Source organism: Pseudomonas sp. Sample_23 (genome assembly GCF_004307595.1).
Lineage (GTDB): Bacteria > Pseudomonadota > Gammaproteobacteria > Pseudomonadales > Pseudomonadaceae > Aquipseudomonas > Aquipseudomonas atacamensis.
The window spans coordinates 230,988-251,818 of the sequence record NZ_RCNX01000048.1 but is presented as its reverse complement, the minus strand read 5'-3'; the positions used below and the strand labels follow the sequence as shown (position 1 = coordinate 251,818).

The following is a 20,831-nucleotide window of genomic DNA, read 5'->3' as shown; positions in this document are numbered from 1 at the left end:
GCGACGTCATCTAAGGCTTACTGCAAGGCATTTCTTGCGTTGAGGAAACTTTGATGCGCCCTTTTCTGTTGCTCTTTCTGCTGTTTCCAGTGCTGGAGCTGTTCGTATTCGTCAAAGTGGCAGGCTCTATCGGGTTCTTCCCGGCCCTGCTGCTGATCATTCTCGGCTCGATGTTCGGTGTGTTCGTGCTGCGCGTCGCCGGTCTGGCCACCGCATTGCGTGCCCGGGAAAGCCTGAATCGCGGCGAATTGCCCGCGCAGACCATGCTCGAAGGCCTGATGCTGGCACTGGCCGGCGGCCTGTTGATCATTCCCGGCTTCATCAGTGACGTGGTCGGTCTGGTGATGCTGTTGCCGGTCACCCGTCGTCTGCTGGCGAACAAGATGCGCCAGCGCGCTGAAGACCAGGCGATGCGCCAGCGTGCCTTCGCCGACGACCTGCAACCCCGTGGCGGCCCGGCCCCGCGCGAGCCGCTCGGTCGGGAGCCGAATGTGATCGAAGGCGAGTTCGAACACCGCGACAACAAGTGATATCAGCATCGACACGGCACCTGCGGGTGCCGTGCTCGTTTATGGCTGTTATTTGCCGTGTCTGGATGAAAAATTTTTTCCGCCAGCCCTTGTAATCGGCTTGTACGCCCCTATGTATCGGTCACCGAAAGGTTTCCGGTATTCAAACCGGACAGACTTGCGCGGTTCGCTCGACGGACCGCAACCGGCGCAGGCCGGATTCGTTAAACCCGCCGGGACTACACCGGCCGATGAAAACCACAATTAGGAGAGATCGACAATGAAGCTTCGTCCTCTGCATGACCGCGTCGTCATCCGTCGCAGCGAAGAAGAAAAGAAAACCGCTGGCGGTATCGTCCTGCCAGGTTCGGCTGCTGAAAAAGCCAACCACGGTGTGATTCTCGCTGTAGGCCCGGGCAAAGCTCTGGAAAACGGTGAAGTGCGTGCACTGTCCGTGAAGGAAGGCGACAAGGTTGTGTTCGGTCCTTACTCCGGCAGCAACACTGTGAAAGTCGATGGCGAAGACCTGCTGGTAATGAGCGAGAACGAAATCCTCGCGGTTATCGAAGGCTGATATCCCCGTTCATTTTCCCGCTACTACAAAGTATTTAAGGAATATCGATCATGGCTGCTAAAGAAGTTAAGTTCGGCGATGCCGCCCGTACCAAGATGCTCAAAGGCGTCAACGTTCTGGCTGACGCGGTAAAAGCGACCCTGGGCCCGAAAGGCCGTAACGTGGTTATCGAGAAGAGCTTCGGCGCTCCGACCATCACCAAGGACGGCGTTTCCGTCGCCAAAGAAATCGAACTGGATGACCGCTTCGAAAACATGGGCGCGCAGCTGGTCAAAGACGTTGCCTCCCGTGCCAACGATGACGCTGGTGACGGTACTACCACCGCTACCGTTCTGGCTCAGTCGATCGTCAACGAAGGCCTGAAAGCCGTCGCTGCCGGCATGAACCCGATGGACCTGAAACGCGGTATCGACAAGGCGACCATCGCCATTGTCAAAGAGCTCAAAGCCCTGTCCAAGCCATGCGCTGACTTCAAAGCCATCGCTCAGGTCGGCACCATCTCGGCCAACTCCGACAACTCCATCGGCGACATCATTGCCGAAGCCATGGAAAAAGTCGGTAAAGAAGGCGTGATCACCGTTGAAGAAGGCTCGGGCCTGGAAAACGAACTGTCGGTTGTAGAAGGCATGCAGTTCGACCGTGGCTACCTGTCGCCATACTTCGTCAACAAGCCGGACACCATGGTTGCCGAGCTCGACGGCCCGCTGATCCTGCTGGTCGACAAGAAGATCTCGAACATCCGCGAAATGCTGCCAGTGCTGGAAGCCGTTGCCAAAGCCGGCCGCCCACTGCTGATCGTGGCCGAAGACGTTGAAGGCGAAGCCCTGGCGACTCTGGTTGTGAACAACATGCGTGGCATCGTCAAAGTCGCTGCCGTCAAGGCACCGGGCTTCGGCGACCGTCGCAAGGCCATGCTGCAGGACATCGCTGTTCTGACCGGCGGTACCGTTATCTCCGAAGAGATCGGTCTGAGCCTGGAAAGCACCACCCTGGAGCACCTGGGTAACGCCAAGCGCGTAACTCTGTCCAAGGAAAACACCATCATCGTTGACGGTGCTGGCGTGCAGGCAGACATCGAAGGCCGTATCGCTCAGATCCGCGCCCAGGTTGCCGAAACTTCCTCGGACTACGACCGTGAAAAACTGCAAGAGCGTCTGGCCAAGCTGTCCGGCGGCGTTGCAGTGATCAAGGTTGGCGCTGGTTCCGAAGTTGAAATGAAAGAGAAGAAAGCCCGCGTTGAAGACGCCCTGCACGCAACCCGCGCAGCCGTTGAAGAAGGCGTGGTACCTGGCGGTGGCGTGGCGCTGATCCGTGCTCTGGAAGCACTGACCGAGCTGACCGGCGACAACGCTGACCAGAACGTCGGTATCGCTGTGCTGCGTCGCGCTGTTGAAGCGCCGCTGCGTCAGATCGCTGCCAACTCCGGTGACGAGCCAAGCGTAGTCGTCAACGAAGTGAAGAACGGCAAAGGTAACTTCGGTTACAACGCTGCTTCCGGCGAATACGGCGACATGATCGAAATGGGTATCCTGGACCCAACCAAGGTAACCCGTTCGGCTCTGCAAGCTGCAGCCTCCATCGGCGGTCTGATCCTGACCACCGAAGCAGCGGTTGCCGACGCACCGAAGAAAGAAGGTGCAGCTGGCGGCGGTATGCCAGACATGGGCGGCATGGGTGGCATGGGCGGCATGATGTAAGCCAGCCCTGGCCCTGTAACGCAAAACCCCGCTGGCGAAAGTCAGCGGGGTTTTTTATTGCCCCAATTTCGAAGCTCACTGGTATCCCCCTGTGGGAGCGAGCCTGCTCGCGAAAGCGGTCTGTCATCCGACATGCAAGCCAGTTGAGCCGCCAATTCGCGAGCAGGCTCGCTCCCACAGGTTGTTTATATCAGGCGTTGATCGGCTGTGTGTTCATCGCCGTCGAAGTCTTGCCAGCCGGGCGATACAGCACCCAGTAATAAGCCCCCAGACAAATCAGCCAGCAAAAAATCGCCGTCCACACGTTGTGCGAAAAGAAGTGCGCGCCCTGCATCATGCGACTGATCGAGAACACCGAACCCAGCGCAAAGGCGAACACAAACGCCTGCCCTGCCAGTCGCGGGCGGCGGTCGCGCAACACGAAGAACAACGCAAACAACGTAAACCCGGTTGCCGCATGGCCACCCGGCCAGCAACGTCCCGGCCTGTCCGTGGCGGGGCGATGCTCCATCAGTTTGCTGTAGGTCTCGTGACCGCCGAATTGCTCCAGGCTCCACGGGCATTGCACGGCAGTGACGGCTTTGACTGGAGTGACAAACGAAGTCGCCAGCCCCAGCGACAGCACCAGGCAACCCAGTTCACGCTTGAACGGTTTCAGCCGTTCGATGAAAAACGCGCCGATGAAACCCAGAATGGCAAACACCGAGAAGCCGATCACCAGCTGTTTCGCCCGGTCATGCAGGATGTCTTCAAGAAAATAGCTGTGCCGCCCGATGAAATCCCCGGCGACCGGGTCGTAGAACATTTGCGCCAGAACCATGTCCAGATCGGTCAGTTCGAGCAACAGCAGAATGATCGCCGCCGCTGCGGGAATGCCCAGACACAACCACCAGTTCAGCGGTCTTGAAGCGGGAAGGGCAGAGGTCGACACCATGGCAGGTTCCTTGGTCGATGAACGGACGAGAGAGCGTAATCGCGGGGAGTCTGCGCGCGCTGGCGTCGGCGATTTGTTAACCGAAAGTGAAAAAAACGTCGCAGCGCGCGCAGCGCAGGTTTATCAAAAAACGCCCCTAGCCCTGAGCCACACTTGGCCGTAAGCTGCGCGGGCCAAGACGGCCGTTACCCCGTTCGGAGGAGATGTCCATGCGAATTCTGCTGGTCGAAGACAACCGTGACATCCTGGCCAATCTGGCCGATTACCTGGGCATGAAAGGCTATACCGTCGATTGCGCACAAGACGGCTTGTCCGGTCTGCATCTGGCGGCGACCGAGCATTACGACCTGATCGTGCTCGACATCATGCTGCCCGGCATCGACGGCTACACCTTGTGCAAGCGCCTGCGTGAAGACGCCCGGCGCGATACGCCGGTGATCATGCTGACCGCCCGCGATCAACTCGACGACCGGCTGCAAGGCTTCAAGTCCGGCGCCGACGATTACCTGATCAAACCGTTTGCGCTGTCCGAGCTGGCTGCCCGCGTCGAAGCGGTCATGCGCCGCGCTCAGGGCGGCGGTCGCCGGGCATTGCAGGTCGGTGATCTGAGCTACGACCTCGACACCCTGGAAGTGACCCGCGAAGGCAAGCTGCTCAAGCTCAACCCGGTCGGTCTCAAGCTGCTCGCAGTGCTGATGCAGAAGAGCCCGCACGTGCTGCGTCGGGAGATTCTCGAGGAAGCGCTGTGGGGCGATGACTGCCCGGACAGCGACAGCCTGCGCAGCCATGTTCACCAGTTGCGCCAGGTGATCGACAAGCCATTCGCCAAGCCACTGCTGCACACCGTGCACGGTGTCGGTTATCGCTTGGCCGAGGGGCGAGATGGAGTTTAAGCAGAGTCTTTCCCAGCGGATCATCATCGCCTTTGCGCTGATGAGCGCACTGGTCGCCGGCGCTTTCGCCATGGGCATCGTTGCGACGGTGCACCTGGTGGAAGAGAAACTGATTTCCGCAGGGCTGGGCGGCGACCTGCAACGTTTGCTGCTGATGGACAACGTCTCCGACTGGAGCCATCGCCCCGAGCCGGATCAGTTGTTCTATTTCAGTGGCGGGCCGGGGGATTTCGATTTGCCCAAGGATCTGCGTCACCTCGATGCCGGTTTCCACGAGGTCTTTCGCGAGCAGCTGTCCTATCACGCCATGGTCGAGGTGGTGGATGGTCGACGCTACGTACTATTGCAGGACCAAAGCGATTTCGAAGAGCGCGAGCGCGTGCTGTTTGCCGTGGTGCTGGTGGGCTTCGTGCTCAGCCTGGCACTGGCGGTGTTTCTTGGCTGGGTGCTCGCGCGCAAGGTGATGGCGCCGGTGGTGCGCCTGGCGCGGCAGGTCCGTCATCGCGACCAGTTGCTCGGGCTGGCGCCGCCCCTGGCGCCGGACTATGCGGCGGATGAAGTCGGTGAACTGGCGGTGGCGTTCGATGCCACGCTGGGGCGCTTGCGTCAGGCGCTGAACCGCGAGCGTTTGTTCACCAGCGACGTCAGCCACGAATTGCGCACGCCGCTGATGGTCCTCGCCAGTTCCTGCGAACTGCTGCTGGAAAACCCCGGTCTCGATCAGCGCGGTCGCGCCCAGGTCGAGCGCATTGCCCGGGCCAGCGAGGAGATGCGCGAACTGGTGCAGACCTTCCTGATGCTGGCGCGCGCACAGAACGAAGAGGCCGGCGCCGCGCCGCAGCAGAACCTCACGCAAGTAGCCGAAAGCCTGCTCTGCCTGTGGCGCGAACCGATCGAGCGCAAGGGCCTGACGCTGATGTTCGAGCCGGGCGATCCACCGGACACACGTTACAACGCGACCTTGCTCAATGCGGTGATGGGCAACTTGCTGCGTAACGCACTGCATTACACCGAAGAGGGTTTTATTCGCCTTACCCTCACTGCCAACGGTTTTGTCGTCGAGGACTCAGGGGTGGGTATTCCCGAGGAAAAACGCGAGGCGATGTTCGAGCCGTTTGTGCGCGGTAGCGAGAAACGTGGCGAGGGTCTCGGCTTGGGCCTGTCGCTGGTCCAGCGTATCTGCGAAAACCAGGGCTGGACGGTCAGTTTGAGCACGATGGAGCCCAATGGCTGCCGATTCGAGGTAGATCTTGGCGTGAATGCCAGCAAATAGTGGCTCGAGGCTACTCCCGCCCACCTGTCTAAATCCTGTATAACGTTGTAATACTTTGCAGATTTACCTGACAGAATTTTCACAATTGGATGACCTGACGCTGACACGCCGCTGCTTAAGGTGGCGTCATCAGAACAGGAGTCCAGATGATGGCCGGCCCGATCAAGCTCGATTTTTCCGAAAAGTACGACGACCAACACGCACAACGATATCTGCGCAAGCACCAGCAAAGCCTCGGTCGCCGCCTGTCGCACTGGCGCGATGAGCAAGTCGGCCGCAAGGCCTTGGCGCTGGCGGGAGATCCCGGGCTGGTGCTGGATCTGCCCTGCGGTGCCGGGCGTTTCTGGCCAATGCTCGCGGAGAAGCCCAACCGGGTGATCATCGGCGCGGACAATTCCGAGTCGATGATCAAGACCGCGCTGCGAGGGCAGCCAGCCGATGTGGTCAAGCGTGTACAACCGCTGCACACCTCGGCATTCGATATCGCTCTGCCGGATAACTCGGTCGACAGCATCTTTTGCATGCGTCTGTTGCACCACATCGGCGAGGCCGAGCACCGCCGGGTGATCCTGCGCGAGTTCGAGCGGGTGACCCGTGACAGCGTGATTGTTTCGTTGTGGGTTGACGGCAATTTCAAGGCCTGGAAGCGCAAGCGTGCCGAGCGGGATCGGCCAAGTCATGATTACCAGAATCGATTTCTGATTCCGGCGGCGATGATCGAGAAAGAATTTGAACAGGCGGGTTTCCGCATTCAGGAACAACTGGACTTCATACCGCTCTATGCGATGTGGCGAGTTTACGTATTACGCAAGAGGTAGAGGATGGCAGTGCAAGCAGCGGTTGAAGCGGATGTCGCTCCCCTGGATCGTTTCGATTATTACTGGAACCAGCGCGGCGAATGGGTTGAAGAGCCCAATGTGCGCCGTGGTGGCGAAAGCGGGGTGCAGCGCATCGTCGACCGTGACGGTCAGCTCTTGTACGCCAAGCGCCAGACCGGGCACATCTATCGCAGTTGGTTGCACCCGTTCGGTCGCCCGACCGTATTGCGTGAACTCGATGCGCTGACCGGCGTAAGCAAACTCGGCGTGCGTGTTCCGCAAATCGTTTTTTGCGGCGCGCAACCGGATCCGCAACACAAGTGGCGCGCGCTGCTCGTCACCAAATCCCTCGACGGTTTCCAGGAACTGGAACACTGGCTGGCCGCTGCCGGTGGTCGCGATCAATGTGGTGACGTGGTCTACGAGAAAGTCCTCAAGGACCTCGCCGAGAACCTGGCGCGCATGCACAAGGGCCGCTGGCAACACAGCTGCATCTACATCAAACACGTTTTCGTGCGCGTCACCGGTGAAGGTGAAGCGGCGCAGGTTGAAGTGGCGTTGATCGATCTGGAGAAGTGCCGTCAGCGTCTGACACCCTATCGCGCCGCGCAGCATGACATGAAGCAACTGCGTCGCCATTCGTCGTTCCGCGATGCCGACTGGAAAAAACTCGTCTACTTTTATGAGACGGCGTTTGGCAGCGCTATCAAAGGTTTATAGCGATGAAACTCGAAATTGCACGAGGTTTGTTCCTGGTCGGGGCCTTGGCAGTTGCTTCACTGGCGGTGGCTGCCTGGGAGCAGCCGCGCATGCAGGTCATAGGGGCGTCCGGGAACGACGCTCATTGTTCGGTTCCACGGGTGGCGAAATCCTCCGTGGCGACCCAGCCCGATCATGATTTGCTGTTGTTCATGTTCGGACTGTCTCAGGGAATGAGGCCAGCCAGTTGAAACGATTGAAGCCCAAATGAAAGGCCTCGCAGTTGCGAGGCCTTTTTTTTGGAATACGGATTGTGTAGGAGCTGCCGAAGGCTGCGATCTTTTGATCTTGCTTGATCGTTCCTACGCTCTGCGTGGGAACGCCTCAAAGGACGCTCCGCGTTCCAATGGGACGCGGAGCGTCCCGAGCTGCATTCCCAAGCAGAGCGTGGGAACGATCAAAATACCGCATTCGCGAGCAGGCTCGCTCCCACAGCGTGATGCGTGTTATTTGCGGTCCGGTTTCGCCAGGAACGTGTAAACACACGGCAGCACGAACAGCGTAAACAACGTGCCGATCGACATCCCCGTCGCAATCACCATGCCTATATCAAAGCGGCTCACGGCTCCCGCACCGGTGGCCAGAATCAGCGGCACCATGCCGAACACCATTGCCGCCGTCGTCATCAGCACCGGGCGCAAGCGAATTGCCGCTGCTTCCTCTACGGCTTCACGGGCGCTCAAACCCTTGTCCTTGCGCAACTGGTTGGCGAATTCGACGATCAGGATGCCGTGCTTGCTGATCAGGCCGATCAGCGTCACCAGCCCGACCTGGGTGTAGATGTTCATGCTCGACCAGCCGAGGAACAGCGGAATCAGCGCCCCGCAAATCGACAGCGGTACGGTCACCAGAATCACCAGCGGATCACGGAAGCTTTCGAACTGTGCGGCCAGCACGAGAAAGATGATCGCCAATGCCAGAGCGAAAGTTACCCACAATGCGCTGCCTTCCTGCACGTACTGGCGCGAGGCGCCGCCGTAGTCGAAGGCAAACCCGGCCGGTGCTTCTTCGCGGGCAATCTGCAGCACGGTGTCGATGGCTTCGCCCATGCTCACCAGCGGGAAACCGGAAATCTTCGCTGCGTTGAGCTGCTGGAACTGATTGAGCTGGCGCGGTCGTGCGCGGTCGCTGACCTTGATCAAGGTCGACAGCGGCAGCAATTCGCCCTGAGTGTTTTTCACGTAGTAATTGTTCAGCCAGTCCGGGTTGTCGCGGTAGGCCCGTTCAACCTGGGCGATGACCTTGTAGCTGCGCCCGTCGATGGTGAAGCGGTTGATTTCCGCCTCGCCGAGCAAGGTCGCCAGCGTGCTGCCGAGGTCAAGCATCGACACGCCCATCTGCGCGGCCTTGTCGCGGTCGATATCCACGACTACTTCCGGCTTGTCGAACGCCAGATCGAGGTCGACGAAGGCGAACTTGCCCGACTCCATGGCGCGCTTCTCGATGCGCTCGGCGACTTGCAGCAGCAGCTCGTAGTCATTGGCGGTGTTGACCACGAATTCGAAGGGCAGGCCTTCACCCGTGCCGGGCAGGGAGGGCAGGTTGAAACCGAAGATCTGCAGGCCGGGAATGCTCTCCAGTTTGCTCTGCACCTCGGGGAGGATTTCCATCTGCGTGCGGCTGCGCTCGTTCCATGGCTTGAGCAGGAAGCCGCCGATACCGGCCTGCACGCCGTTGTAGCCGTTGATCTGGAACGATGAGTAGTACTCGGGAAACTCTTTGAAGATGGTGATGAATTCGTCGGTGTAGGTGCTCAGGTAGTCGAGGTTGGTCGGCTGCGGTGCGCTGGCCATCATGAAAATGATGCCTTGATCCTCGTCCGGGGCCAGTTCCGACTTGGTGAACTTGAGAAACACCGGAATCAGGCACAGCACGATCACCGCAAACACCAGCACCACCGGCCGCGTATTGAGCGTGCCGTGGAGCATGCTTTGATAACGGCGCTTGAGGCCTTCAAAGACGCGGTCGAGGCGATGGGCCAGGCCGCTGGGATTCTCTTCGTGGCGCAGCAGAAACGCGCACATCATCGGCGACAGCGTCAGGGCGACGACGCCGGAGATCACCACCGCACCGGCCAGGGTCAGGGCGAACTCCTTGAACAGCGCTCCGGTCAGCCCGGTGAGGAAACCGATCGGCGCATACACCGCCGCCAGGGTGATGGTCATCGACACCACCGGCATGGCAATTTCCCGCGCGCCTTCCAGGGCTGCATCGAACGGCGTCTTGCCTTCCTCGATGTGCCGGTGGATGTTTTCCACCACGACGATCGCATCGTCCACCACCAGACCGATGGCCAGCACCATGGCCAGCAGCGTCAGCAGGTTCATCGAGTAACCCATCATCTGCATGAAGAACATCACGCCGATCATCGACAGCGGAATGGTCACCACCGGGATCACTACCGAACGCAGCGCGCCGAGGAACAGGAACACCACGACGATGACGATCAGCACCGCTTCGAACAGGGTTTTCACCACCTCATCGATCGAGGCCTGAATGAACAGCGTGGCGTCGTAGGCGATTTCGCTTTTCAGGTTCGGCGGCAGCTGCGCTTCCAGCTCGGGCATCAGCTTGCGCACTTCCTTGATCACGTCCAGCGGGTTGGCGCCGGGGGTGGCCTTGATGCCGATATACACCGACGGCGTGCCGCCGAACGAGCTGATCGAATCGTAGTTTTCCGCGCCCATTTCCACCCGCGCGACATCACGCAGCAACACACGGCTGTCGCCATCGACCTTGAGCGGAATCGCCGCGAAGGCTTCGGCGGATTTCAGTTCGGTGTTGGCGTTGATGCTGGTGACGGTGTACTCGCCTTTCACCTCGCCGGCAGCGGAGAGGAAGTTGTACTGGCGCACCGCAGCGGTCACGTCGGCGGCGCTGAGGCCGAAGCCGGCGAGTTTCACCGGGTCGAGCCACAGGCGCATGGCGAACACCTGATTGCCGAGGATCTCCGCTTCGGCCATGCCCGGCAGCGTCGCCAGTTTCGGCTGGATGACCCGCGACAGATAATCGGTGATCTGCGGGTTGCTCAGGTCCTTGCTGAAGAAACTGATGTACATCAGCGCCGAAGCGTCGGCGGATTCCTTGCTCAGCACCGGGTCTTCGGCGTCCTGCGGCAGCTTGTTCTTCACCTCGTTGGCCTTGGCCAGCAGTTCGGTGAACAAGCGGTCGGTGTTGGCACCGATGCGCGCGTAGATCGAAATCACCGAGAAGTTCTGCCGGCTGACCGAGGTCATGTAATCGATGCCCTCGGCGCTGGCCAGGCTCTGTTGCATCGGCTGGGTGATGTAGCCCTGAATGGTTTCGGCGTTGGCCCCGGGATAAGCCGTGGTCACCGTGATCAGGGCGTTTTCCATTTGCGGGTACTGGCGCAGGGGCAGCTTGCTCCAGGCCTGGAAGCCAAGCAGCACAATCAGCAGGCTGACCACGGTGGCGAGCACCGGGCGGCGGATGAACGGATCGGTAAAAGCCATGGGAATTCCTTGATCAGTCGGCGCGAGGCGGACTGTTCTGCTCGCCGAGGGTCTTGTCGTCGCTGATGGCAATGTGGGCGCCGTTGTCCAGTTTGATCTGGCCCGCCGTCACCACTTGTTCGCCGCTCTGCACGCCCTTGTTGATCATCACCAGGCCATCGCGGCGTTCACCGGTCTCGACGAAACGACGTTCGGCGATCAGCAGCGGTTGGCCGTTGTCATCCTTGGCGACGCTGCCGTCCTCGGCCTTCTTCTGCCCGACCACGTACACCGAGTTGCCGTACAGGGTGTAGGTGATCGCGCTCTCCGGCACCACGATGTGCTTTTGCGGATCAGGCAGCAGCACTTCAAGGCTGGCGAACATGCCCGGCAACAGTTTGCCGTCGGGGTTGGCGAGGGTGGCGCGGACGAGGATGTTGCGCGTGGTGCTTTCGACGATCGGGTTGATTGCGCTGATCTTGCCGACGAAGTTCTGCCCCGGATAAGCGGCGACGGTGAACTGCACGGGCTGACCGATAGCGAGTTTCGGCACCGCTTGTTCCGGCACGTAGAAGTCGGCGTAGAGGCTACTCAAGTCTTGCAGCGTGGCGATTTTGGTACCGCTGGCGAGGTAGTCGCCGACGTCGACCTGGCGGATGCCGATGGTGCCGCTGAATGGCGCGAGGATGCGCTTTTTCGCCAGCGACGCGTTGAGCTGATTGACCGTGGCCTTGTTCTTTTGCAGCACGGCGGAGAGGCGGTCGTACTCGCCTTTGGAGATCGCGCGGCTGTCGATCAGTTGCGCGCCACGGCCGAAGTCCAGTTGCGCCAGGCCCAGATCAGCCTTGGCGGTTTCGAGCAGGGCGGTTTCCACGGCGCTGTCGAGTTGCAGCAACGGTTGCCCGGCCTTGACCTTCTGCCCTGATTCGAATTTGAGTTCAGTGACGGTGCCGGCGACTTCCAGACTCAAGTCGACACCTTGCAGTGCCTTGAGCGTGCCGACGGTGGGCAGGCGCATCTGCCACGGCTGTGCGCCGGCAGTGGCCACGGCGACGCTGATCGGCGGCTTGGGCTTGGAAAAGCCCTGGATCATCGTGTAGATCGAAAAGGCTTTGTATCCGCCCAGTACCAGGACGATCAGCAAAACAACACCCAACATGATCAGCATGCGGCGACGCAGCATATTTCCATTTCCTTGGATAAATCATGAGACAGGCGGGCACATTACTCCGAGTCAGGTGGGGATTCCAACTGGCAGTTATTACGTGAAGGCCGGATATGAACCCTGTGGCGAGGGGATTTATCCCCGTTGGGCTGCGAAGCGGCCCCCTGAATCCTTCAGTCATACCGCAATTGCAGTTTTAAGGGCGGCTGCGCCACCCAACGGGGATAAATCCCCTCGCCACAGGTTGATTGTCAGCCACGGGACTTGTTGTCAGGCCATCAAGTGCAGATGGTTGTCCCAGAGCCCCGCCGGCAATTCCAGCGGCTTGGCCAGCAGCTGTTCCTGCCGGCAATCGTAGTAACGGCAACGGCCCTGACCCGAGGTCACGACAAAGCCATCCTTTACCGCACCAACGCCGGCGCAATCAGGCAAAGGCGCATCGAGGCGCAGTTCGCCGCTGTCCAGATCCCAGATAAAGAAGCGATTGCCGCGCGGCGCTGTCAACGCGACCAGACGCAGGTCGCTGTGCACCGCGACGCTGGCGGTGTAGTGCCCCATCGCCTGCAACTGCTGCTCGGCCACCGGGAACGCCACGAACGCTTGTCCGGGGCGCTTGACCGCCAACAGCTCCGAGCGCTCGTGGGACGGCCCCATGAATTGCTGACCGGCAACGATTGTGCCGTCACTGGCGATGCCCAGGTGGCGCACGCTGTTCATCTGCTGGGCGAGGGTTTCCTTGCTCAGCAACGTGCCGTCGCGCTGCATCAATACCAGGCTCGGCTCCATGGCGTTGAGGTTCATGTCGACGCGGCTTTCCGCCTCGGTGCGAATGCCGCCGTTGGCCACCACCAGCGTCTCGCCGTCGGGCATCCACGACACCTGATGGGGGCCCAGGCCATGGGTGGAAATCTCGCCCGTGTGCACCAGCCGTTCGCCCTCGAACTTGTACACGCCGAGCAGGCCACGGCCGGGATCGCTCGTGTCATTCTCGGTGGCGTACAGGTATTCGCCGTCCTTGTGCACCACGGCGTGGCCGTAGAAGTGCCGGTTCGGCTGCGAGGTCACGGTCTGCAGCAGCTTGCCGTCGCGCAGGTCGATCAGGTAACTCTCGGTACCCGGGCGCCGTGCAACGAACAGCGCCAGCGGCTGCGTCGGATGATTGATGATGTCGTGGCAACGCTGGCCGACGTGGGTGGCGAACACCCGCGTACCGTCGAGCCGATAGCCGACGGCGTAATGCTTGCCGTCAGTATCGTCGCGCGCCGACAGCAACAGCGGGCTCTGATCCTTGCGTTTGAACAGCGTCCAGCCGCCCAGCGTCACTGCTCCCAGCAGTGCACTACCTAAAGTCAGAACCTGACGTCGCAGCATGGCACTCGCCCTCATCAGTCACCGTCGTTGGCGTTGAAGCCCAGTTGGATGCCCAGCGCCTTGGCCAGCTCGCCTTCATGCAGGCGATGGACGACGTTGAGGCTGTCGTAGATATCGTTGAGTTGCTGGCGACCGGCGTCGTCTTCGAGCATTTCGCCCAGCGAGCGCTGGGTGCTGTCGAACAGCTTCAGCGAAGCGGCATAGGCGGCATCGATCTTGTCCGCCAACGGCTTCTGTTCGGCCGGCAGCAGACCGCGCAGGCCTTTGTTGTCGACGCCTTCCCAGACGGTTTTGGCCGCGGCTAGGCTGGCTTCCAGTGCGGTCAGCGACGACTGGCTGCGCCACGCATCCGCCTGGAATGGCTGCGGCACGCCTTTGCTCTGCCGGCCCATCGGCGTGCCGAGTTTTTTCTTCAGGGTATCCAGTGCAGTCACTTGTACGCGCAGCAGATCGGCGATCGCTTCGTGGGAGTCGGCATAGCGCTGGTTGGGGAACTTGCTCATCTGCGCGAGCATGCCATCGGTGTTGTTCCAGCCCTGCAGGATCTCTTCGGCCAGTTGCTTCTGGCGTTCGCCGATGGCGATCAGCAGCGGGCAGTATTTGGCTTTTTGCGCGTCGTTGGCGACGTCAGGCTTGGCGTCGAAGAGGATGTATTCGTAAGCCGACAGGCCTTGCACCACGACGCTGGATTTGGCCAGTGCGGCGGCGTCGATCTGCGGCTGGGCGACGACCAGTTGCTCGACTTGACGGCCGACGAGGTTTTTCTTGTCCGGCCAGAACTGCACTTGCCACGAACGATTGCCCTCAGCCAGCGGCCCGATCAGCAGCGGTTGCAGTTCGGCCCAGGCTTTCTGCGCGTGAAGGAAATCGGCACGGGCAGTTTCCAGGCTTTCCTTGCCCTGGCAATAGGCGAGGGCGCTGACCGCCAGTTGCCGGTCGGCTTCGACCCAGCGAGTGTAGGTCGGCAGGATCACCGATTTGGCGATCGCCGCCGAAGTGACCGCTTGCGGGTCCTGCGGCGAGCAGGCGCCGAGGGCGAGCGCGGCGAGGCTGGTGAACAGTAACTTGGGACGGAACATGTCGGGCTCCCGATGCTTTTACAGTATTTAAAGTGAGTTCAGAAAAGCCAGCAACGCAGCGCGCTGCTCGGCATTGAAAGACAAAACCTGTTGCTGCGCCGCCGACGCTTCGCCGCCATGCCAGAGCACCGCTTCGAGCAGGTTGCGTGCGCGACCGTCATGCAAAAACTGGGTGTGACCGCTGACCGCTTGCGTCAGACCAATCCCCCACAACGGCGGGGTGCGCCAGTCGCGGCCGGAGGCCTGAAATTCCGTGCGGTTGTCCGCCAGGCCTTCGCCCATGTCATGCAGCAGCAAGTCGCTGTACGGACGAATCACCTGATTGGCCAATTCCGGTTCGGCGGCATCGGCGGCGGTGGTGTATTTCGGCGTGTGGCACGACTGGCAACCGGCCTGGAAAAACAGATTCTTGCCGGCCAGCACCTGTGGATCGTTGACGCCACGGCGCGCCGGCACTGCGAGATTGCGGCTGTAGAACAGCACCAGCCGCAGGATGTTGTCGCTGACTTCCGGTTCGCCGTCCGGGCCATTGCCGTTCGGCGCCTGTTTGCAGGCGCTTTGCGCCTCGGTGCAATCGTCGAACGGCCGCAGGCTGGTGGTCAGGCCCATGTCACCCGAGAACGCATGAACATTCTGTTGATTGAGATTCGGCTGCCCGGCTTTCCAGCCGAACCGGCCGATGACGGTTTTCTGCAACTGGTCATCCCAGACACGGTTGGGCCGGCCGTTGATGCCGTTGTTCTCTTTCGCCTGGGCGGCGGCGTTGGCGAGGATCGCCTCCTCGGGGATGGCTTCGAGCAGGCCCAGACCAATCGTCGGCGGCGCCACCCGCGCGGAAAAACGCGTGTCCGGGTGCATCGGGCCGTAACCGAGTTGAGTGATCTGCAGGGTCGGCTTGCGCAGCTCGACTTCAGTGCCGTCCTTGAAGCGTACGGACACCGGTGTGTAGTCGACCCGCACCTTGCCTTCCGGGGCGACGCCGGGCACGGCCATGTCCTGGAACTGCCCGCCATACACCGGCTCCGGCACTACGCCGAGCTGTTCGATGACTTTGGCGTAGGCCGGCGCGTCGGGAATCGACAGGCGCACCAGCATCGACACCGCATTGGATGCGTCAGATGCCGGCGGATGCCCGCGACCGTCCTTGATGTGGCAGTTCTGGCAGGCGTTGGTATTGAACAACGGGCCGAGGCCGTCGCGCGCCGTGGTGGTCGACGGCGCGATCACCCACGGGCTGCGAAAGAAACTGTTGCCGACACTGAAATCCACGCGCCGCGAGGGCGGCAGGTTGGCCGATGGCAGGGAGAAGGCGTTCTGATCGCTCTTGCGCACAGTCGCCGCACCGCCCGAACGCGCTTCCCCCGGCTCGGCCTTGGTGAAACGCGGGGCGTCATCGCAGGCACTCAGGCCCAGGGCCAGCAACAGTGCGGACAAGCGAAGCGGCAACGACAGCATCAGACATCCTGCAAACGGGCGAAAACAAAGGCGCAAAGTCTAACAGGGCGGGGGAGTTTGAATAAGAGGAATTATCGTTTGCTTGATATCGCGCAAGCCTTGAAGCGCATGCCAACACTGTGGGAGCGAGCCTGCTCGCGAAAGCGATGCCCGACGCGCTGTAAATGCTGCGCCGGATCAAGCCTTCGCGAGCAGGCTCGCTCCCACAGGGATAGTGGTGTGCCAATAATGAAAAAGGCGACCCGAAGGTCGCCTCTTTTTGACGCGGACGCTGCGATCAGAATTCGTGATCGGCGTTGTCCGGGTTCAGGTCGCTGATGCCCAGTTTGCCCGCTGCCGCTTCGATCGAGCCGGTCTGCTTGACCAGCGCGGCGATGGCGTCGCGAACGACCTGGTTGCCAGCGGTGTTGCCGGCAGCGATCAACTGGTCGTAGTGCTCACCCTTGTTGGCGTGATCGACCATGACCTGGATCTTCGCTTCGGTCGCGGCCAGATCGGCTTTCAGCGCGGTGTCGGCAGCCGGGTCGGCCTTGGCTACCAGCGACGACAGGCTGGCGCCGGTCAGCTTGGTGCCGTCAACACGGGTGTACTCGCCCAGGTAAACGTTACGCACGCCTTTGGCGTCGTAGAAGTGCGAGTAGTGGGTGTTGTCGCTGAAGCAATCCTGCTCGTCTTCCGGGGAGTTGGCTTCCAGGGAAACCTTCATGCGTTCGCCCGCCAGTTCACCCAGGGACAGGCTGCCCATGCCGAAGAGCATTTTGCGCAGGCCGGTTTCGCCTGGCTCGGCTTCCAGGGTGGCGCGGTAGTTGTCGGCCACGTTCGGCTTCCAGTTGCCGACCATTTCTTCCAGGTCGCTGACCAGCAGTTGGGTCACGGCTTTCAGGTAGGCACGACGACGCTCGTTGTGACCACCGGTGGCGCCGGCGCCTTCCAGATAGTCCGAGGCCGGACGGTTGCCAGCGCCAGGGCCGGTGCCGTTCAGATCCTGGCCCCATAGGAGGAATTCGATCGCGTGGTAGCCGGTGGCAACGTTCGCCTCGGAACCGCCCAGCTCGTTGAGGCTGGCGAGTTTTTCCGGGGTGATCTCTTTCACGTCGACTTTGTCTTCGCCGACCTGCACTTCGGTGTTGGCGATGATGTTGGCGCTGGCGCCCGGGTTACCCAGTGCGTGCTCGTAGGATTTGTCGACGTAGTCGATCAAGCCCTCGTCCAACGGCCAGGCGTTAACCTGACCTTCCCAGTCGTCGATGATGGTGTTGCCGAAGCGGAATACTTCGCTCTGCAGATACGGCACGCGTGCGGCGACCCAGGCAGCCTTGGCGGCTTTGAGGGTGTCGGCGTTCGGCTTGGCGAGGAACGCGTCGACCGCGCTCTGCAGGGTTTTCGCGGTGGATTCGGCATCGCTGTAAACGGCGAAGACCATGTCGGCATAGTGCGCGACCACAGCCTTGGCGGCGGCATCGTCAACTTTACCGGCGGCAGGAGCAGGTGCAGCGGCAGGGGCTGGAGCAGCACTGCTGGAAGCCGGAGTCATTTCGGAGGCTTTTTCTTTGTCCTTGCCTTCGCCGCAACCGGCGAGGGAAATAGCGATGGCCAGCAGACTGGCGGTAGCCAGAGGCATACGAATCATGGCGAACATCCTGCTTCGGTAGTTGAGTGGACTGGCGCCGGTGGCGCGCAAAACTGCGACATAATGCAAATCTTTCGCATTATGTGTAAAGGCGTGCTTGGAAATATTTCTTATTTAGGCAGGTGTGATGGCGCGATCTTGCGCTTTTAGAGAATGGCCGCGTTGCTGCGTTGCGCCTGCTTGAGGTAAATACCCAGCTCCCGCGCCGGCAGCGGTTTGCTGTAGTGGTAGCCCTGACCTTCGTGGCAACCCTCGGAAATGATGTAGGTTTCCTGCTCGGCGGTTTCCACGCCTTCGGCAATCACCTGCATGCCCAGGCTCTTGCCCAGTTGAATGATCGCGCGAACGATGGTCGCGTCATCGTCGTCATCGAGCAGATCCTGAACGAAGCTCTTGTCGATCTTGATCTTGTCCAGCGGCAGGCTTTTCAGATAACTGAGGGACGAATAGCCGGTGCCGAAGTCGTCGATCGCAATCAGCGCACCGGAGCGGCGCAGGCTGAGCAGATGCTGGGCGGCGGTGGTGATGTCTTCCATCAGGCCGGTTTCGGTGACTTCCAGTTCCAGACTGCGCGGCGGCAAGCGGTACATTTGCAGCAGGTTGTTGACCACCCGTGGCAGCTCGGCGTGGTGCAGTTGCACGGTGGACAGATTGACCGCCATGCGCAGATCGACAAAACCCTGATCGTGCCACTCGCGCAACTGCTTGCAGGCCTGATCGAGCACCCACTCGCCGATGGCGATGATCGTGCCGTTCTGTTCGGCCAGCGGGATGAACAGGTCCGGCGGCACCAGACCGTGTTCCGGATGTTGCCAGCGAATCAGCGCTTCGACGCCGACCACGCGGTGATCGCGATAACTGATCTGCGGTTGGTAGACGAGGTAGAACTGGTCGCGGATCAGCGCATCGCGCAAATCTTTTTCCAGCTCGCGACGACGGCGCATCTCGCTGTCGACGCTGGCGATGTAGAACTGATAGCGATTGCGCGAGCGGGTTTTGGCCAGGGTCATGGTCTGTTCGGCTTTCTGCAACAGCTTCTCGGTGCTGTCGCCGTCCTCCGGAAACAGGGTGATGCCGATAGTCGCGCGCAGGCGGATTTCCTGATCGTCGAGGGCGAACGGCGCTTCGAGGTCATCGAGAATGCTCTGCGCCAGTTCCGCTGCTTCGTAAGGCTGTTCAATGTCGGCCTGCACCAGCGCGAACTGGTCGCCGCCCAGGCGGGCGAGGGCGCCGAGACGACCGCTGTGGGCACGTAAACGATCGGCCAAGGCCAGTAGCAATTGGTCGCCGGTCTGGTAGCTGAATTGCTCGTTGATGCCCTTGAAATCATCCAGGCCGACGCACAACACGGCGACGCGGCGCTGCAATTTGCCGGCATCGACGAGAATCTTGTCCAGTTGCTGCTGCAATTGCTGGCGGTTCGGCAGGCCGGTGAGGAAGTCGTACTGGGCCATGCGCAGCAGGCTGTTTTCCGCTTCGTGGCGCAGGTGGGTGTTGCGTTCGATGGACTCGAGCAACTGGTTGGCGGTGTTGATCCACAGGCCCAGCTCGTTTTTTTCGTGGCCCTTGATCTGCGGAATCTTGTGCTCGCTGGGACGATCGGGGTTGATCTCGGTGAGGTGCTCAATGATTCGCGACAGCGGTTTGGTCAGCAGCCAGTGATAGACCAGGTACAGCACCAGGCCCAACGCCAGTGCGCGCAGTACGCCGGAGATGAAAATGATCACTGAGCTGACGATGAACCCTTCGCCATAAGTGGCCGTGTCGAGGGTGATGCTCAGGTCACCGTAATATTCGCTGTAGGGGCCGCGGCCGACCAATTGCGTGGTGAAGGTGCGTTCCTGGCCGAGAATCAGGTCGGTCAGCCAACGGCTGTTGGAATGCTGCAGCTCGCGGGATTTCTGCGCCAGCATGGCTTCGTTGGGGTGGCCGATGGAGGCCTGACGCACGGCGTCGTCCTGGAACAGCCCTTCGATCACCTGCATGCCCATTTCCCGATCCAGGCTGTACACGGCCTGGGTCGATGGATCGCGGAACATGTCGAGGATGCGCTCGGCGTCGCCGGCAACCGCCTGACGGGTCTTGTAGGCATCGAAGACAATCTGCGCGCAGCTCAAGACTACGCCTACGATCAATGCCGACAGGAGCACGACCCGGAGCAACTTCACCGACAAGCTGTTCTTGAGTTCCAGCTTCAAAGGGTTATTCCTTGTTCCGTGCGGGTAGCGTCAAGTTGCCATGAGTATTGGCAATCCCGGGTTGGCAGTCAAAGGGACAATCAGGCACGGGAAAAGTCGCCGTGATCCTGGCCGCATTGTCGTCATTTGAGTAATAGCTCTGAATCAACTGTGTCGGTTGCAATTGCCTTCAACTTGAGCACTGGGCCAAAGATTTTTTCCTTTCTGTGATGGTAGACGGCTGGGGGCTGGCGGCAAACGGCGTGAAGCTGCTTTTACCGTGCGAGAAACGCCATGCGCCGGGCATAAAAAAACCCGGCCGAAGCCGGGCTTTTCATCGGGCGCGCAGCTTAAGCGGTGAAGGTTTTGCCTTCGAACTGCTCGGCCACGAACTTCCAGTTGACCAGGTTCCAGAACGCTTCAACGTACTTCGGACGCAGGTTGCGGTAGTCGATGTAGTAAGCGTGTTCCCAGACGTCGCAGGTCAGCAGCGGGGTGTCGCCGCTGGTCAGCGGGTTGCCGGCGCCGATGGTGCTGGCCAGGGCCAGGGAACCGTCAGCTTTTTTCACCAGCCAGCCCCAGCCGGAACCGAAGGTGCCGATCGAGGTTTTGCTGAATTCTTCCTTGAACTTGTCGAACGAACCGAACGCTGCGTTGATGGCATCTGCCAGGGCGCCGGTTGGTTGACCGCCGGCGTTTGGCGCCAGGCAGTTCCAGTAGAAAGTGTGGTTCCAGACCTGAGCGGCGTTGTTGAAGATGCCGCCCGAAGAAGTCTTGACGATTTCTTCCAGGGTCTTGCCTTCAAACTCGGTGCCTGGCACCAGGTTGTTCAGGTTCACGACGTAGGTGTTGTGGTGCTTGTCGTGGTGGAACTCCAGGGTTTCCTTGGAGATGTGCGGCTGCAGGGCATCGTGTGCGTAAGGCAGCGGCGGCAATTCGAAAGCCATGATGATTCTCCTAATCAGGTCTGTTGCGGTGAGCGCAAGGCCGATCACGGGCGGCCGGAAATGCACCGGCGAGTTTTTACTCTTTGCGGCGCAGGGTT

At 60.7% G+C, this 20,831-nt stretch carries 17 protein-coding genes; 8 read left to right on the top strand and 9 right to left on the bottom strand.

Annotation, left to right across the window (positions count from 1 at the left end):
• Window positions 1-53 precede the first annotated feature (53 nt).
• From D8U82_RS13605 to groL, 3 genes are all read left to right on the top strand, one after another.
• Entirely contained in the window at window positions 54-530 is a 477-nt protein-coding gene (locus D8U82_RS13605; RefSeq protein WP_016773418.1) for an FxsA family protein, read from the top strand.
• Window positions 531-789: 259 nt separating this feature from the next.
• Window positions 790-1,083, top strand: coding sequence for a co-chaperone GroES (locus D8U82_RS13600; protein ID WP_007916610.1), 294 nt, complete (start codon window positions 790-792; stop codon window positions 1,081-1,083).
• Window positions 1,084-1,133: 50 nt separating this feature from the next.
• Window positions 1,134-2,780, top strand: coding sequence for a chaperonin GroEL (gene groL / locus D8U82_RS13595; RefSeq protein ID WP_016773419.1), 1,647 nt, complete (start codon window positions 1,134-1,136; stop codon window positions 2,778-2,780).
• A 190-nt stretch (window positions 2,781-2,970) separates the two neighbouring features.
• Here groL and D8U82_RS13590 read toward each other — a convergent pair whose 3' ends face one another.
• A complete protein-coding gene (locus tag D8U82_RS13590; protein ID WP_130902346.1) occupies window positions 2,971-3,714 on the bottom strand; it encodes a phosphatase PAP2 family protein in 744 nt (247 codons plus the stop codon).
• Window positions 3,715-3,923: 209 nt separating this feature from the next.
• On the opposite strand from D8U82_RS13590, the gene colR reads away from it, so the two are divergent.
• The 5 genes from colR to D8U82_RS13565 all read left to right on the top strand — a co-directional run bounded on the left by colR (window position 3,924) and on the right by D8U82_RS13565 (window position 7,648).
• Window positions 3,924-4,607: a two-component system response regulator ColR gene (gene colR / locus D8U82_RS13585; RefSeq protein ID WP_016773421.1), complete on the top strand. Its 684-nt coding sequence runs from the start codon at window positions 3,924-3,926 to the stop codon at window positions 4,605-4,607.
• The gene (locus tag D8U82_RS13580; protein ID WP_130902345.1) at window positions 4,597-5,880 is read left to right on the top strand and encodes a HAMP domain-containing sensor histidine kinase; all 1,284 of its coding nucleotides are present in this window, start codon (window positions 4,597-4,599) and stop codon (window positions 5,878-5,880) included. The genes colR and D8U82_RS13580 overlap by 11 nt, the downstream gene beginning before the upstream one ends.
• Before the next feature lie 149 nt (window positions 5,881-6,029).
• Window positions 6,030-6,698: a class I SAM-dependent methyltransferase gene (locus tag D8U82_RS13575; protein WP_130902344.1), complete on the top strand. Its 669-nt coding sequence runs from the start codon at window positions 6,030-6,032 to the stop codon at window positions 6,696-6,698.
• A gap of 3 nt (window positions 6,699-6,701) precedes the next feature.
• Window positions 6,702-7,418, top strand: a complete 717-nt coding sequence (locus D8U82_RS13570) for a lipopolysaccharide kinase InaA family protein (protein ID WP_130902343.1) — start codon at window positions 6,702-6,704, stop codon at window positions 7,416-7,418.
• Between the two features lie 2 nt (window positions 7,419-7,420).
• The gene (locus D8U82_RS13565) at window positions 7,421-7,648 is read left to right on the top strand and encodes a hypothetical protein (protein ID WP_125925636.1); all 228 of its coding nucleotides are present in this window, start codon (window positions 7,421-7,423) and stop codon (window positions 7,646-7,648) included.
• 255 nt (window positions 7,649-7,903) lie between these two features.
• Here the strand turns inward: D8U82_RS13565 and D8U82_RS13560 are convergent, their stop codons facing one another.
• From D8U82_RS13560 to D8U82_RS13525, 8 genes are all read right to left on the bottom strand, one after another.
• On the bottom strand, window positions 7,904-10,930 hold the full coding sequence (locus D8U82_RS13560) for a multidrug efflux RND transporter permease subunit (protein ID WP_125925635.1): 3,027 nt from the start codon (window positions 10,928-10,930) through the stop codon (window positions 7,904-7,906).
• Between the two features lie 13 nt (window positions 10,931-10,943).
• The gene (locus D8U82_RS13555; protein WP_130902342.1) at window positions 10,944-12,092 is read right to left on the bottom strand and encodes an efflux RND transporter periplasmic adaptor subunit; all 1,149 of its coding nucleotides are present in this window, start codon (window positions 12,090-12,092) and stop codon (window positions 10,944-10,946) included.
• A gap of 252 nt (window positions 12,093-12,344) precedes the next feature.
• Window positions 12,345-13,445: a DUF1513 domain-containing protein gene (locus tag D8U82_RS13550; protein WP_130902341.1), complete on the bottom strand. Its 1,101-nt coding sequence runs from the start codon at window positions 13,443-13,445 to the stop codon at window positions 12,345-12,347.
• A gap of 14 nt (window positions 13,446-13,459) precedes the next feature.
• Complete coding sequence (locus D8U82_RS13545; RefSeq protein ID WP_024014143.1) at window positions 13,460-14,524, bottom strand: imelysin family protein; 1,065 nt, start codon at window positions 14,522-14,524, stop codon at window positions 13,460-13,462.
• Between the two features lie 27 nt (window positions 14,525-14,551).
• Complete coding sequence (locus D8U82_RS13540; RefSeq protein ID WP_130902340.1) at window positions 14,552-15,979, bottom strand: di-heme oxidoredictase family protein; 1,428 nt, start codon at window positions 15,977-15,979, stop codon at window positions 14,552-14,554.
• A 277-nt stretch (window positions 15,980-16,256) separates the two neighbouring features.
• A complete protein-coding gene (locus D8U82_RS13535) occupies window positions 16,257-17,609 on the bottom strand; it encodes an imelysin family protein (RefSeq protein ID WP_122507743.1) in 1,353 nt (450 codons plus the stop codon).
• Window positions 17,610-17,755: 146 nt separating this feature from the next.
• Entirely contained in the window at window positions 17,756-19,807 is a 2,052-nt protein-coding gene (locus tag D8U82_RS13530; protein ID WP_016773430.1) for an EAL domain-containing protein, read from the bottom strand.
• A gap of 329 nt (window positions 19,808-20,136) precedes the next feature.
• The gene (locus D8U82_RS13525; protein ID WP_016773431.1) at window positions 20,137-20,733 is read right to left on the bottom strand and encodes a Fe-Mn family superoxide dismutase; all 597 of its coding nucleotides are present in this window, start codon (window positions 20,731-20,733) and stop codon (window positions 20,137-20,139) included.
• Between the last annotated feature and the right edge of the window lie 98 nt (window positions 20,734-20,831).

Coding starts and splice junctions, on each gene's coding strand:
- D8U82_RS13570 (WP_130902343.1), top strand. CDS start 6,702: ATGGCAGTGCAAGCAGCGGTTGAAGCGGATGTCGCTCCCCTGGATCGT.
- D8U82_RS13540 (WP_130902340.1), bottom strand. CDS start 15,979: ATGCTGTCGTTGCCGCTTCGCTTGTCCGCACTGTTGCTGGCCCTGGGC.
- D8U82_RS13525 (WP_016773431.1), bottom strand. CDS start 20,733: ATGGCTTTCGAATTGCCGCCGCTGCCTTACGCACACGATGCCCTGCAG.
- D8U82_RS13605 (WP_016773418.1), top strand. CDS start 54: ATGCGCCCTTTTCTGTTGCTCTTTCTGCTGTTTCCAGTGCTGGAGCTG.
- D8U82_RS13590 (WP_130902346.1), bottom strand. CDS start 3,714: ATGGTGTCGACCTCTGCCCTTCCCGCTTCAAGACCGCTGAACTGGTGG.
- D8U82_RS13565 (WP_125925636.1), top strand. CDS start 7,421: ATGAAACTCGAAATTGCACGAGGTTTGTTCCTGGTCGGGGCCTTGGCA.
- D8U82_RS13535 (WP_122507743.1), bottom strand. CDS start 17,609: ATGATTCGTATGCCTCTGGCTACCGCCAGTCTGCTGGCCATCGCTATT.
- D8U82_RS13560 (WP_125925635.1), bottom strand. CDS start 10,930: ATGGCTTTTACCGATCCGTTCATCCGCCGCCCGGTGCTCGCCACCGTG.
- groL (WP_016773419.1), top strand. CDS start 1,134: ATGGCTGCTAAAGAAGTTAAGTTCGGCGATGCCGCCCGTACCAAGATG.
- D8U82_RS13600 (WP_007916610.1), top strand. CDS start 790: ATGAAGCTTCGTCCTCTGCATGACCGCGTCGTCATCCGTCGCAGCGAA.
- D8U82_RS13550 (WP_130902341.1), bottom strand. CDS start 13,445: ATGCTGCGACGTCAGGTTCTGACTTTAGGTAGTGCACTGCTGGGAGCA.
- colR (WP_016773421.1), top strand. CDS start 3,924: ATGCGAATTCTGCTGGTCGAAGACAACCGTGACATCCTGGCCAATCTG.
- D8U82_RS13575 (WP_130902344.1), top strand. CDS start 6,030: ATGGCCGGCCCGATCAAGCTCGATTTTTCCGAAAAGTACGACGACCAA.
- D8U82_RS13555 (WP_130902342.1), bottom strand. CDS start 12,092: ATGCTGCGTCGCCGCATGCTGATCATGTTGGGTGTTGTTTTGCTGATC.
- D8U82_RS13580 (WP_130902345.1), top strand. CDS start 4,597: ATGGAGTTTAAGCAGAGTCTTTCCCAGCGGATCATCATCGCCTTTGCG.
- D8U82_RS13545 (WP_024014143.1), bottom strand. CDS start 14,524: ATGTTCCGTCCCAAGTTACTGTTCACCAGCCTCGCCGCGCTCGCCCTC.